14 protein-coding genes are annotated in these 12,445 nt (G+C 63.3%); 4 read left to right on the top strand and 10 right to left on the bottom strand.

What is annotated here, in order from left to right; all coding sequences use genetic code 11:
• Nucleotides 1-3: 3 nt before the first annotated feature.
• Nucleotides 4-852, bottom strand: a complete 849-nt coding sequence (locus WDS16_RS15505) for an alpha/beta hydrolase (RefSeq protein ID WP_338886133.1) — start codon at nucleotides 850-852, stop codon at nucleotides 4-6.
• Nucleotides 853-903: 51 nt separating this feature from the next.
• Between WDS16_RS15505 and WDS16_RS15500 the strand changes: the two genes are divergently transcribed.
• Nucleotides 904-1,278, top strand: a complete 375-nt coding sequence (locus tag WDS16_RS15500) for a MerR family transcriptional regulator (RefSeq protein ID WP_338886132.1) — start codon at nucleotides 904-906, stop codon at nucleotides 1,276-1,278.
• A 1-nt stretch (nucleotide 1,279) separates the two neighbouring features.
• Here the strand turns inward: WDS16_RS15500 and WDS16_RS15495 are convergent, their stop codons facing one another.
• From WDS16_RS15495 to WDS16_RS15480, 4 genes are all read right to left on the bottom strand, one after another.
• The gene (locus tag WDS16_RS15495; RefSeq protein WP_338886131.1) at nucleotides 1,280-2,695 is read right to left on the bottom strand and encodes a stealth family protein; all 1,416 of its coding nucleotides are present in this window, start codon (nucleotides 2,693-2,695) and stop codon (nucleotides 1,280-1,282) included.
• 228 nt (nucleotides 2,696-2,923) lie between these two features.
• Complete coding sequence (locus WDS16_RS15490) at nucleotides 2,924-3,274, bottom strand: VanZ family protein (RefSeq protein ID WP_338886130.1); 351 nt, start codon at nucleotides 3,272-3,274, stop codon at nucleotides 2,924-2,926.
• Nucleotides 3,275-3,291: 17 nt separating this feature from the next.
• Nucleotides 3,292-3,909 carry a class I SAM-dependent methyltransferase gene (locus WDS16_RS15485; RefSeq protein WP_338886129.1) on the bottom strand — a complete coding sequence of 206 codons (618 nt, stop codon included), beginning with the start codon at nucleotides 3,907-3,909 and terminating at the stop codon, nucleotides 3,292-3,294.
• Between the two features lie 122 nt (nucleotides 3,910-4,031).
• On the bottom strand, nucleotides 4,032-5,048 hold the full coding sequence (locus WDS16_RS15480) for an NADPH:quinone reductase (protein WP_338886128.1): 1,017 nt from the start codon (nucleotides 5,046-5,048) through the stop codon (nucleotides 4,032-4,034).
• Between the two features lie 166 nt (nucleotides 5,049-5,214).
• Here WDS16_RS15480 and WDS16_RS15475 point away from each other — a divergent pair, with 166 nt between their 5' ends.
• Nucleotides 5,215-5,721 carry a mycothiol transferase gene (locus WDS16_RS15475; RefSeq protein WP_338886127.1) on the top strand — a complete coding sequence of 169 codons (507 nt, stop codon included), beginning with the start codon at nucleotides 5,215-5,217 and terminating at the stop codon, nucleotides 5,719-5,721.
• On the opposite strand, the gene WDS16_RS15470 is transcribed toward WDS16_RS15475, so the two are convergent.
• Nucleotides 5,718-7,145: an MFS transporter gene (locus tag WDS16_RS15470; protein WP_338886126.1), complete on the bottom strand. Its 1,428-nt coding sequence runs from the start codon at nucleotides 7,143-7,145 to the stop codon at nucleotides 5,718-5,720. The genes WDS16_RS15475 and WDS16_RS15470 overlap by 4 nt on opposite strands.
• Nucleotides 7,146-7,211: 66 nt before the next feature.
• Here WDS16_RS15470 and WDS16_RS15465 point away from each other — a divergent pair, with 66 nt between their 5' ends.
• Nucleotides 7,212-7,868: a TetR/AcrR family transcriptional regulator gene (locus WDS16_RS15465; protein WP_338886125.1), complete on the top strand. Its 657-nt coding sequence runs from the start codon at nucleotides 7,212-7,214 to the stop codon at nucleotides 7,866-7,868.
• Here the strand turns inward: WDS16_RS15465 and WDS16_RS15460 are convergent.
• Both WDS16_RS15460 and WDS16_RS15455 read right to left on the bottom strand, forming a co-directional pair.
• Nucleotides 7,859-8,353 (bottom strand): SRPBCC family protein, encoded by a 495-nt coding sequence (locus WDS16_RS15460; RefSeq protein ID WP_338886124.1) that lies wholly within the window; start codon nucleotides 8,351-8,353, stop codon nucleotides 7,859-7,861. The genes WDS16_RS15465 and WDS16_RS15460 overlap by 10 nt on opposite strands.
• Nucleotides 8,350-9,174, bottom strand: a complete 825-nt coding sequence (locus WDS16_RS15455; RefSeq protein WP_338886123.1) for an SDR family oxidoreductase — start codon at nucleotides 9,172-9,174, stop codon at nucleotides 8,350-8,352. Before WDS16_RS15455 ends, WDS16_RS15460 begins: the two co-directional genes overlap by 4 nt.
• Nucleotides 9,175-9,302: 128 nt before the next feature.
• On the opposite strand from WDS16_RS15455, the gene WDS16_RS15450 reads away from it, so the two are divergent.
• Nucleotides 9,303-10,328 (top strand): iron-siderophore ABC transporter substrate-binding protein, encoded by a 1,026-nt coding sequence (locus WDS16_RS15450; RefSeq protein ID WP_338886122.1) that lies wholly within the window; start codon nucleotides 9,303-9,305, stop codon nucleotides 10,326-10,328.
• Between the two features lie 4 nt (nucleotides 10,329-10,332).
• On the opposite strand, the gene WDS16_RS15445 is transcribed toward WDS16_RS15450, so the two are convergent.
• Complete coding sequence (locus WDS16_RS15445; RefSeq protein WP_338886121.1) at nucleotides 10,333-10,863, bottom strand: GbsR/MarR family transcriptional regulator; 531 nt, start codon at nucleotides 10,861-10,863, stop codon at nucleotides 10,333-10,335.
• 27 nt (nucleotides 10,864-10,890) lie between these two features.
• Nucleotides 10,891-12,369, bottom strand: a complete 1,479-nt coding sequence (locus WDS16_RS15440; protein ID WP_338886120.1) for a cryptochrome/photolyase family protein — start codon at nucleotides 12,367-12,369, stop codon at nucleotides 10,891-10,893.
• Nucleotides 12,370-12,445: the final 76 nt, after the last annotated feature.

Raw genomic sequence — 12,445 nt, 5'->3', positions numbered from 1 at the left:
TCCTCACTCCATTGCGGTACCGATCCAGTCCTCGAGTGCGGAGTTCACGATCTCGGGAGCCTCGATCGGTGCGAGATGGCCTACCTCGCCCAGCCTGACGATGCCCGGCTGATTCGGCAGCAGACGCGCCAGTTCGACGGCCTGTGCCACAGGTATCCATGGATCTTGTTCACCCCAGCCAATTTTCACTGCGCAGCGCGTGTGCTGCAAACCGTCGGCGATAGGTCGGGTGTGCTCGGGGCGCAACGCCTCGATCTGTCGGTAGAACGCCGACTGTCCGCGAGTGCTCATCCACGGTGCGCTCAGCTCGTCGATCCATGTGTCGGAGAGCATGTTACGTGCGGCACCGGCGATGTACTCCTTGACGAGCGCGGCATGAAGAGGAGCTGGTAATTCGGCGAACACGGCAGAGTTCTCGGCGACGAGTCCGAAGAACGGTGACCCCCACGGTTCGAGAATCACCGGATCCCACAGAAACAGGCTCGAGTACTGACTTCCATGAAGTAGGTGTGCGCCGAGCGCGACGCTTGCGCCCACGTCGTGAGCGACGACGTGTGGTTTGTCCAGGTGCCAGTGCTCCAGTAATCGAGGTAGGCGCCGCATTTGGCTGGACAGATCGACGGGAGCTGCTGCGTCGTCCATCGACCGTCCGTAGCCGGGCATGTCCCAGAGGAACACTCGGTAGGTAGCGCTGAGATGTCGTGCTGCAGCCGACCAGATTCGAGACGACCACGGTGTTCCGTGGCAGAACACGACATCGCCGATCGGTGAAGAGATCGCGGGCTCGAGAGTGTAGGTCGCAACGTCTACGCCGTCGATGGTGACATGGACTGCATCGGGCATTGGGTTCATGTTGCGAAAATAGAACCTCAGGTCGACCCGAGGTCAAGCGATAATGATCGGGTGAAGATCGGAGAGGTGTCGCGCCTGCTCGAAACTCAGGTCCATGTGCTGCGCTACTGGGACGAGATTGGCGTCGTCAGTCCCCGGCGGACATCGGTGGGCCACCGCGACTACAGCGACGAGGATCTGTACCGTCTCCGCGTCCTTCACGCATGTCGGCGGGTGGGAATGAGCCTGTCGGAGATACGCCTGGTCTTGCACAGACGCGAACCGGACAGAGCGGCGGTGATCGAACACAGGCTTGCGGCCATCCGTACACAGAGGGCGGAGCTGGAAGCGTCCGAGCGATTTCTGGTACACGTGATCTCGTGCACGCACGACCTGCTTACCCGGTGCGATCAGTGCATTGTTTTCGTCGCAGATCGCCCCGGGTGAACTACGTTTCCCAGGGAGCCACGATCGGGAAGTACCGATCGAGGAACGCCGTGACGCGACGGGTGCGTACTTTCAGATCGACCTCGGGAAAGCTCCCGTCGTTCAGGCAGAAGAAGTCGACCGCGCGCTTCGGCAGCAGGCTGTCCATCGCGCGTAGCCCCGAGTGCGCTGTGGTGTCGATGTAGGTGACCTTGGCGTCGCGTTGGACCACCGCCCGCCCGCTCATCAGGGCGTAGTAGTGGTACAGCGAATTTGTTACCGAGATGTTGGTGCTTGCGCGGAACACACTTGCTGCGGTAGCAGCGAACTCGTCGGGAAACTCGCTTTCCATTTCCCGTAGGACGCTCTTCCGAAGTGGTGTCGCAGCATGTTCGAGGTGTCGAGTCGTCATGAGCCCGAACCGATCCTGCAGAAGTCGACGGTTGACGCGGGCAGCGTTTTCGAATCCGCTGCGGTCTTCGTCGTTGTAGCCCAATCCGATTCGGATGGGTGCTTCGATGAACATGCTGATTCCACCGGGGGAGAAGAACATCTGTGGACCGACCGGACGGCCGAAGAACATGTCGTCGTTCGAGTACAGGAAGTGCTCGGACAATCCCGGAATATGGTGGAGCTGACTCTCCACTGCCTGCGAATTATGCGTCGGCAGAACAGATTTGTCGACGAAGAACGTCTCGCTCGGAACGAAGGTGACCCGAGGATCGTCGGCGAGCCAGGCCGGCCGTTGGGAATCCGTTGCAACGAAGATCCGCCGAATCCATGGCGCATACATGTGAATGGAACGCAGTGCGTACTTCAGCTCGTCGATCTGTCGGAAACGTGCGGCAGAAGAATCTCCCTCGCCGACGATGTAGTTCTGCATGCGCCTGGCCCGCTGCGCCTGGAACTCGGCCGAAGATCCGTCGACCCAGGAGAACACGATGTCGATGTCGAAATTGATGTCCGACGCGTGGTCGGCGAACATGTTCTCGATGGTGGGCCAGGTCTTGCCGAACCGCTCGACGGTTCCGCGTACGGCCTCGTTGGGCCGGATGCTGCGACGGGTCAGTGAGTTCTCGACCGGAAGTTGGATTTCTGTCGGTGAGAACGACCAGAGCTCGATCTGAACAGCCGTCGACGCGCCGTAGTACAACGAGCTGACAGGTTCGATGCGGGGGCGGTACAACCGAAAGATGCGGGCGTCTCGGGCCGGGGACAGGGCGCCGTCGGCAACGAGGACTGCTTTGGTTCGCTTGACGTCGACGGTCTTGGCATAGAACGGCTCGCGCAGGCAGGCGTCGACCAGGGCGGTTTCGAGCTCGAGACGCGCCGTGACATCCACCGCGATGACAGGGCGTTCGTCGTTGCCGCGAACCAGCAGATACCTGATGCCTGCGTGGTCGAGAGCCGATCGGATGAACAGAAGATCCTCGACCATTGCCTGGTGAGGTGTGGTCGAGGTGATGCTCAGTGTGAATCGGCCGTCGAACTTGACGACGTCGGTGCGGTCGCTGAGGCGTGCTGCGGATTCGGGCGACTCCCCGGTGACCGGGTCGGCGGTGTCCTGCTCCGGTGGAACGAGGTAGATGTCATGCGGTGCGGACGTCGAGGTAATGATGACCCTTCCGGAGGTGGCGTGCGAGCCGAGAACCCCCGGAGCGTCCTTTCAGTGTATAGCCGGTCGAGCAGGGGCGACGACGACGGCAAGCACCAGGCCCGCAATGACTCCGAGGACGTCGAACAGGGCATCCGACACCGAGCCGCTGCGGCCGAGAGGCAGAATCGCTTGGAGCACTTCCGACAGCCCGGCGAACGTAACCGTCCACACCGCAGTCCGGGCCGCGGAGATCGTCGCGACCCGGGACGAGTAGGCGAGTGCTGCGAACAGAGCGAAGTGAATGATCTTGTCGCTGTGCTCGAATCCGGTGGGCACTCCCGACGCAGGGGTGAACAAGATGATCATGGCGGCGATCATCGAGATAGCGAGCGGAAGATAGAACTTCAACGGGAGCGGCACCGGACCTAGTGTAGAAACTACTTTCTGCGCAGCAGGACCACGGTGTCCGCACGCTCGGCCGGAGATCCATCGGGGTCCACACCGGGACGAACCCGGTCCTCGGCGACGACGGCTGTCCACTCGGTGGCGTCGAACAGTTGGGTAATCGTGTCGACGTCGAACAGCATATCGCCGTGTTTGTGCTGTGACGCAATAGCGTCGTGCGGGCTGTGGCCGACGATCAGCAAGTGCCCACCGGGCGATACAGCGTTGCCGAACCGGGTGAACGCGGGGCCGAGCTGATGCGGAGGCAGCTGGAAGAAGTGCGCGGTGACCAGGTCGTACTGCTTCTCGGGCTCCCACTCGAGCAGGTCGCGGTGCAGCCACTCGATGGAGCGTTCGCCTTGATGGGCGCGGGCTCGCTCGATGGCGACCTCGGAGATGTCGGCGCCGGTGGTGGTCCAGCCGTGGTCGGTGAGCCAGCGGGCATCTCCGCCCTCTCCGCTGCCGATGTCCAATGCAGTTCCGGGTGTGAGCTTGGAGGCCTCGGCGATGAGAACGGGGTTGGCGTTGCCGCTCCACCGCTGCGCCTGCTCGGTGTAGAGGTTGTCCCAGAACGGCTGGTCGAATACGGGCTGCTCGTCGTGTGTGTGCATGGCACCAGGATGCCGACTCTCACCAACATTCGCAACATTGTTTGCCGATTCGGCAAAGATGGCGGCTCCGCCGCAGTGCACGGTTGAGTGCACTGGGGCGCACTCAACCGTGCCACTGGGGGTTACTGCACGTCGATCAGAACCTTGCCGACGAAACCGTTCTCCACTGCATCGTGAGCAGCAGCGGTGTCGGCCAAGGGGAATCGTCGAATCGGCAGTCCGGCGTCCTCGCCGACGTCGAGCGCACCCGCTGCTGCGGCGTTGTTGACATCGTGCTCGGCGGCTTTCAGCGCTGCCTCCCCGACGGTGTAGAGCAGGATGAACTGGTATCTGACGTTCCGGACCATGTTCGGTCGGACGTCGAGGGTGACCGTGTCGCCGCCGTTGTTGGCGTAGATGGCGATGGACGCGCGGGTCGACGCCACTGCGGAATTCAGTTCTGCGTTCTGCGCGGGCGCAACCTCGACGATCAGGTCGACGCCGTCCGGTGCAATTGCGCGGATCTCGGCTGCAGCGTCTCCGGTCTTGTAGTTCACGACGTGATGGGCGCCCGCAGCAGCGGCGAGCGAAGCCTTCTCCGGCCCGCTCACGGTCGTGACGACGGTCGCTCCGGCCCATCGCGCCAGCTGTATCGCCGCATGCCCGACGGCACCCGCGCCGCCGGCCACGAGCACGGTCTTGCCCTCGAGTGCTCCAGGATGCAGCCGTGTCGGTCCGTCCTCGGAGACCGTCAGCGCGCGGTGAGCCGTCATCGCGGGTACACCCAGGGAGGCGCCGACGTCGAAGCTGACGTTCTCGGGTAGGCGTACGACGTGCTCAGCGGGCACTACGGTGTATTCCTGTGCGGTTCCGGTGGGGCGTTGGTGCTGGGAGAGGTAGAGCCACACCCTGTCGCCGATTGCGAGTCCTTCCACGCCTGCCCCAGCAGCATCGACGATTCCTGCGCCGTCCTGATTCGGGGACACTTCGTCGAAGGCGAGCTGTCCGGTTGCCCCGGTCCGGTTCTTCCAGTCGGTCGGGTTGACGCCCGAGACTGTGACCTTGACGCGTACCTCGCCCGGACCTGGTTCGGGGACGTCTCGGTCCACGAGGTTCAATACGGATGAGTCGCCGTTGCGGGAATACGTGATTGCCTTCATGGTGAGTCCAACAGGGCTCGTGGTGATGAAAATTCCGAGGCTGGGTATGCGACCCCAGTGGCGTGGTTGGGTGCACTGGAACGCACTTAACCACGCCACTGCGGCGGAGCCGCACCACGCCACTGCGGCGGAGCCGCACGCACCGCACGACGAAAGGACCCGGCCCGTGAACCAAGCCGAAGTACTGATCGACGCGTTCGAGCGGATCAAGGGCATCGTCGACGACACCCTCGACGAGGTTCCCGCGCCGGCGCTCGTCTACCGCCCGGACACGGGCGCGAACACGATCGCTTGGTTGATCTGGCACCTCACGCGAGTGCAGGACGACCACGTTGCCGGCGTTGCGGGTAGCGAGCAGGTATGGACCGCGGACGGATGGAACACCCGGTTCGGGTTGCCGTTCGACGACGACGCCATCGGGTATGGACAGAACACCGAGGACGTCGCGGCTGTCACGACCGGCGCGGATCTGTTGCGCGAGTATCACGCCGCTGTCCACGCGAAAACCGCTGCCTATGTCGAATCCCTGAGTGCCGCAGACCTCGACCGCGTCGTCGACGACAATTGGGATCCGCCGGTGACCCTGGGGGTTCGGCTGGTGTCCGTCGTGTCCGACGATCTTCAGCACGCCGGTCAGGCTGCCTACGTCCGTGGGCTGTTCGAGCGGTCCTAGACCGAGGTTTCGAGATTCTCCGCAGGAGTCACGATTCCGTTGTCGATGGGTTTCGGGAACACCAGCGACAGCACGAACCCGACTGCGAGTAGTCCGGCGCCCGCGAGCAGTGCCGTGCTGTAGCCGTGCACAAGCCCGTCGAGGGGCGCGCCGTCGTACCTCGCAGTCGACGCCGCTGCAATACTGACAAGTGCTGCAAGTCCGATCGACCCGCCGATCTGACGCGAGGTGCTGAGAAGCCCCGACGCCATGCCTACTTCGTCGGCGGGCAGGTCTGCGGTGGCGATATTGGACAGTGGCATGAAGCTGAGCCCGATTCCGATGCTGAGTACCAGTGACGGTCCGAGCAACGTGGCGAGGAAGTCGCCGTCGACCTCCATGCGGGAGAACCAGAGCAAGCCTATCGATGCGAGCGCAGTGCCGGCGGTGAGCAGTGGCTTCGCACCGAGTCTGGGCAGCAGTTTCGTCGAGGCGATGATGGCGACCACGAGCCCGATGCAGAACGGGAGGAATGCGAGTCCCGTTCTCGTCGGCGAGTATGCGAGTCCGTGTTGCAGGTACAGCGAGACGAAGAAAAACCCGCTGAACTGTGCGGCGCAGAGGATGCACATGATGGTGTTGGCCATAGCGATTCGAGGTCGCCGCACCGTGGCGAAGCGTACGAGCGGAGTCTGCACTCGCGTCTCTGCGAGGGTGAATGCTGCCAGCAGCACGAGCGTCAGGCCGAAGCCGGCCAGCACGTAGCCGTCGGACCACCCACGGGATTCGGTCTGAACGACGGTGTAGGCGAGCAGGATCAACGCTGACGTTGCCAGCAGTGCTCCCAAGATATCGACGCCACCGCGATGCTCGCCGACATGGGTGGGCATTCCGATATACGCAGCGATGCCCGCGATCACTGCGAACGGAACCGCCGAGAACATGACCAATCGCCAGTCGACGGCATCGGTGAGCAGTCCGCTGAGCACGACGCCGATCGCCCCGCCGCCTGCGGATGCCATCGCGCCGATCCCGAACGCCTTCGAACGTTCCTTGCCGATGGGGAATGTCGAACTCAACGCCGCGAGCCCGGCGGGCGCGATCAACGCCGCGCCGACGCCCTGAACGGCCCGGGCCGCGACGAGCATCCACGGGTCCGTCGCTAGTGCGCCGATTGCGCTCACGACACCGAAGATGACGAAGCCGACAAGCAGAATTCGACGCGTCCCGAACACGTCGCACAACCGGCCGCCGAGTAACAGCAGTCCGCCGAAGGCCAATGCGTAGGCGTTGATGACCCAGGACAGGTCGGCGCTGCCGAAGCCGAGCGAGGACTGAATGTCGGGCAGAGCGACGTTCATGACGGACATGTCGAATGCGACGAGGAACTGCGCAAGCGCTGCGGCAGTAAGGACCAACCCCTGAGTTTGTATACGCTGTCTCATAATTAAGAAGGTTTACCTTACTCAAGCCCGAGGTGCAATGCCGACGACGCATGGTTGACTGCACGAGTGAGCACTCGAACGCCCCGTCGCGGAAGGCCGCCGACAGTCGACCGCGCGACGATAGTCGCGGCCGCGAGGGCCCAACTCGAAGCGGACGGTATCGATGGTTTCAGCATGCGGGCGCTGGCATCGGAGATCGGAGTGTCGCCGATGGCGCTCTACCGGCATGTCGGGGATCGGGAGCATCTTCTGGCGCTCGTACTGGACGAGGTCTCCGCGACATTCCCGTCCACCGACTTGCCCGAGGATCCACGAACTCGAGTGGAGAAGCTCATCGGCGACGTCTTCGATGTGCTCGTCGCAGACCGCTGGATCGCCGATGTGCTGCGGACGGGCAATCGCGGGGGAGCTGGTGCGTTGTGGCTCGTCGATCGAATATTGGGCGCTGCAGCAGAACTCGGCTTGTCTCCGGCCGAGGGAATGGTTTTGTACCGAGCTCTGTGGAATTACACGCTCGGTGCAATCCTCAATCTTGCGGCCACCGAACCCCGACGCGAGGACGACCTGTCGCCGTTGGCTCAGCGCGTCAACGACCTAGGCAGCGAGAACTTCCCGCATCTCGTGGCTGCGTCGAATCAGCAGCCGAAAGGCACGACAAAGGAGGTGTACATGCAGGGGATCGGCTTTCTGGTCGACGGCTATGTTCGACGAGCTCAGGCGTAGTGCTTCTGTAGGTTCGCGAGCGTCTTCGCGATGTTGCGGCGCTGGAACTGCGGGAATGTCCGGCCGCTCGTGACGATCTTGTCGAACACGAAAGTCAGTGCATCAGGCCACTTTCGGCGATCATCTGTCCAGGTTTCGGTCACCTTGGTGCCGCCGGGTACCGGTTCGAAGTCGTAGCGCCACGTCGCGTTGGCGCCCTTGAATCTCGGCGACTTCGCACCGATGGCGTAGACCCGAAACTCGAATGCCTTGCTTGGATCTGCCACCGTGACAGTCGATCTGGTGATCCACCGTACCCTGCCTCGTTTGTTGTGGCCGTCGAACGTCATTCCGACGTACGCGCCGCCGCGAGGGTCCAACACGACCGCGCCCAGGTTTTCCGGACTCCACGAGCCCATCTTGGTCGGATCGCTGATGGCGTCGTACAGCACCGATGCGTCGGCGTTCACGACGACGCTGTCGGATACCGAGAATTCGCGGTTCACGAACGAGACTCCTTTCGAAGTCCCGGGTGAATACGAGCGAGTGCGGGCACCAGCAGGGTTCGCGGAGTCACCGCGGCGAAAATGGACCCGATGCGATTGGCCAAGCCGGGAATCGCGACCATCTGTCCCTTGGCCATACCGTCGACAGCGGTCTTCGCGACCACCTCCGCGGTGACCCACATGACCTTCGGTAGTGCGGCCTCGGCGTCGTCCTTCGCGAACCCAGCGGCTTCGCCGAATCCGGTGTTCACGGGGCCCGGGCACAGTGCAGTCGCGGTCACGCCCGAGCCTTTCAGCTCGCCGACGAGACTTTGCGTGTACGCCAGCACGAACGCTTTGCATGCCCCGTAGCCCGCCTGGCCCGGCAGCGGTTGGAACGCAGCGGTGGAGGCGACGTTGAGCACAGCACCTGTGCGGCGGGTGGTCATCCCCGGCAGAAATCTGCTGCACAGGTCTGCAACCGACGCGACGTCCACCTCGATCATGTTCAGTTCGGCGTCCGGATCCGATTCCGCAACGGGCCCGAGCGTCGACAGGCCCGCATTGTTGACGAGGATGTCCGGCGTCAGTCCGAGGGCCTCGACGCGAGAGAGGAGGTTCGCTCGATCCGCCCTGACCGACAAGTCCGCGGGCAGAACCTCGGCGCGCACTCCGCGAGCGGCAAGTTCCTCGGCCAAGGCGGTCAATTTGTCGGCCCGACGCGCCACGAGTGTCACGCCGTGGCCCCGGGCGGCGAGCTCGCGTGCAATTGCTTCGCCGATTCCCGACGATGCGCCGGTCACCACGGCGGTTCGATCGTAGGCCGGGCGGGGGAGGCTCATGAGTTCCACCGTACCCATGGCCGGTGTGGACAAAAGCTCCGGCGGGGCGACTCGAAGTTTCATGACAATTGAAATTTCAGATAAGGTAAGCCTATTCTTTGTCGGATTTATATATCGAAAGGCTCTCGATGCATCTCGTTTCTCGTCGACGCACAGCGGTGTTGTCCGGTGTGCTGGCCGCAGTCCTGGTGATCGGCGGATGCAGTTCGTCGACCGACACCGCCCGATCCGACACCGGCGCAGACTTCGAGGCCGTGACGATCGATTCGGCGCTCGGCCAGGCTGTCGTCACCTCCAAGCCCGAGCGCATCGTGACCCTCGGGATGGGTTCCGCGGAAACGGCCATCGCACTTGGAACCGTCCCGGTGGGCATGGAGGAATACCCCTGGGGCAGCGATGATTCGGGCTACCTGCCGTGGGTGAACGACGCCGTCAACGACGTGGGCGCAGAGCTACCGGAGCAGTTCGCCGGTGGAACCGAGCTGAACGTCGAAGCAATTCTCGCTCTGGACCCCGACCTCATTCTTGCTCCGTGGTCGGGCATCACCCAGCAGCAGTTCGACGCTTTGAACAGCTTCGCGCCCGTGGTTGCCTACGCAGAGCAGCCGTGGACCATCACATGGGAAGAGCAGATCTCCGTCATCGGCAAAGCCATGGGGGAGGCCGAGAAAGCGTCCGACGAAATCGCCGAGATCAAGAACCGGTTCGCCGACGCCACCGCCGCCCACCCGGAATATCAGGACGTCACGTTCTCGTACATCTACAACACCGGACCGGGCACTCTCGGGGTGTTCCTCGCCGAGGAACAGCGAGTGGCGATGGTTCGGGCCCTCGGGCTCACAGTCGATCCCGTCGTGTACACCCTCGACGAAACCGAAGGAACGGACTCGTCGGTGATCGGTCTCGAGAACGCGAATCTGCTGAACGACTCCGATCTGATCTTCACCTTCTACTCGGACGGGCAGAACCGTCGCGACACCGAGGCGCAGCCGGCCTACAACCAAATACCGGCGATCTCGCGTGGGTCGGTGGTCGCACCGACCGATCAGCCATTCGTCACCGCTTCCTCGATCATCAACCCTCTGACCGTGCCGTGGGCGCTCGAGCGATACGTACCGATGATCGACGAGGCGGTCGGGAAGCTGGCTGGTTGACAGGTCACTCCGCAGGCTCCGCTCCCGGCCCATCGCGCTCGGCCTTGAACCGATTCCACTCGCTGCGAAGCATGCGGTTGTCGATGATCCAGCCCATGTAGTCGCGCATGTTGAGCACCCGGAGGTACGCCGGCCCACTCGGGTCGGTGTACCTCAATGCCTCAGTGGCGAGCGCTCGCTGGTTCTCCAGGTACGCGTGCTCGTTCTCGAGGAATCCGCCCCACACGTCGGCGTCCATGACGTAGTAGTGCATCCGGTCTTTCGGGCGTCGTACCTGCTTGACGAAGCCCCGGGCAATCAGCCGCCTGATGTAGTTCGACACCGAACCGCGGCTGGTACCGAGTGCTTCGGCCAGCTCTGCCGCTGAGACACCGGGTGACTCGTTGACGAGAAGATAGCCGACGATCCGGCCCTCGATGCGTGACGCGCCGCCCGACTGCCAGTAGCCGGCGAACCGATCGACGAACCATTCAGGGAAGCTCTCGGGCGTGGAGGGTCCAACCTCCCCACCAGCAATCTCCTCGCGATCGGACATCGGGACGATTGTGCCACGCACCGACCGTCAGAACACCTCGCGCTGTGCCTCCTGCTCGAGCACCTGCTCCAGATCGGACAATCGGTTCATAGAGGACACCTGTCGTGCAGTTCGGTGGTTGTGCGCCAGACGATCTCGATGGCGGTGCACGAACGACCAATATCCAGCAGTGAACGGGCACGCGTCACGCCCCAGGCGCTTCTTCGGGTTGTATTCGCACCCGCCGCAATGATCGGTCATCCGATTCAGATAGGCGCCGCCCGACGCGTACGGCTTGGTGGCGATCAGGCCGCCGTCGGCGTGTTGGCTCATCCCGATGACGTTGACGGGCATGACCCACGCGAACCCGTCGACGAATGCGGTCGCGAACCATTCCGTCAGGGCCTTCGGGTCGTAGCCACGTTGCAGTGCAAAGTTTCCGAGGATCATCAGGCGCGGAATGTGGTGTACCCACCCGCGGTCCCGCACTTCACCGAGCGTGTGCGCGAGGCATGCTGCGATGGGCTCGTCGCCGTCCAGGTCGGTGAACCACTTCGGCAGTGGGAAATGTGCGTTCAGTTCGTTGCGGTCCAGGTATTCGGGACCGAAGTGCCAGTACAGGTGCCACACGTACTCACGCCAGCCCAGCACCTGCCTGACGAAGCCTTCCACCGAGGCGAGCGACGCATCGCCGTCGCGCCATGCCTTCTCGGCCTCCTCGGCGACATGCACGGGTTCGAGCAAGCCCAGGTTCAGCGGCACCGACAGCAGCGAATGCGCCATCGTCCAGTCCTCGGTCATGACGGCGTCCTCGTACGTGCCGAAGTCCTGCAGACGGTAGGAGACGAAGTGGTCCAGCGCGCGTCGTGCCTCGTCCGCGGTGACCGCGAACAGGCGAGGCCCATCGGTTCCCACCGTCGCCAGCCCCATCGAATCGAGGTCGGCCCTGACCTGTTCGTCGATCGCGTCCTCGGTCGGCCACCACGGCGGATCGACGCCGATAGTCACTTGCTTCTTGGGCGGAGGTTCTCGGTTCTCCTCGTCGAGGTTCCATGTGCCGTCGACGGGATCGTCGCCCGACATCAGGATGTCGAACCGTCGGCGCTGATCACGATAGAAGGTCTCCATCCGAAACTGGTGGCGATTACCCGCCCATTCGGCGAAATCCGCGCGGCTCAGTGCGAACATCGGAGTCGGCAGGACATCGGCGACGAGACCCTCGTCGAACAGTCTCGTCACGAACTTCTCGGCCGAATGCGATGTCGGTTCGAATACCACCACCGGACGCCCGAACTTCTCGAGTGCCTCCCGGTACGTCTCGGTCCGAAGGTACGTCGCGCGCCCACCCAACTCGTCCGCCAGATGACGCATACCGGACAGCACGAGGTGCAGTTTCTGCCGGTGGAAGGTCTTCCTACGAAGAACCCGCACGCTCTCGACGAGCAGCACGTCCCGGTCCTGATGTTCCGGCGTGGAGTGGAAGTGCGGGCCGAGCTGGTCACCGAACAGCCATAACGGGGAGCTCATACCCACGAGAGTGCTCGGATCGATACATCAGCAAACCCGTCGGCTCTGTGCTGAACTAGGCCGCGACACTCACGCG

The organism is Rhodococcus sovatensis (assembly GCF_037327425.1).
In the GTDB taxonomy this organism is placed as follows: Bacteria; Actinomycetota; Actinomycetes; order Mycobacteriales; family Mycobacteriaceae; genus Rhodococcoides; species Rhodococcoides sovatense.
This window is presented reverse-complemented; position numbering and strand designations above follow the sequence as displayed.

What these genes read in the sequence shown, in the direction of transcription:
- WDS16_RS15445 (WP_338886121.1), bottom strand. Translation starts at nt 10,863, where the DNA reads ATGTCCGATCGCGAGGAGATTGCTGGTGGGGAGGTTGGACCCTCCACG.
- WDS16_RS15440 (WP_338886120.1), bottom strand. Translation starts at nt 12,369, where the DNA reads ATGAGCTCCCCGTTATGGCTGTTCGGTGACCAGCTCGGCCCGCACTTC.
- WDS16_RS15505 (WP_338886133.1), bottom strand. Translation starts at nt 852, where the DNA reads ATGAACCCAATGCCCGATGCAGTCCATGTCACCATCGACGGCGTAGAC.
- WDS16_RS15455 (WP_338886123.1), bottom strand. Translation starts at nt 9,174, where the DNA reads ATGAGCCTCCCCCGCCCGGCCTACGATCGAACCGCCGTGGTGACCGGC.
- WDS16_RS15485 (WP_338886129.1), bottom strand. Translation starts at nt 3,909, where the DNA reads ATGCACACACACGACGAGCAGCCCGTATTCGACCAGCCGTTCTGGGAC.
- WDS16_RS15495 (WP_338886131.1), bottom strand. Translation starts at nt 2,695, where the DNA reads ATGGTCGAGGATCTTCTGTTCATCCGATCGGCTCTCGACCACGCAGGC.
- WDS16_RS15470 (WP_338886126.1), bottom strand. Translation starts at nt 7,145, where the DNA reads ATGAGACAGCGTATACAAACTCAGGGGTTGGTCCTTACTGCCGCAGCG.
- WDS16_RS15480 (WP_338886128.1), bottom strand. Translation starts at nt 5,048, where the DNA reads ATGAAGGCAATCACGTATTCCCGCAACGGCGACTCATCCGTATTGAAC.
- WDS16_RS15450 (WP_338886122.1), top strand. Translation starts at nt 9,303, where the DNA reads ATGCATCTCGTTTCTCGTCGACGCACAGCGGTGTTGTCCGGTGTGCTG.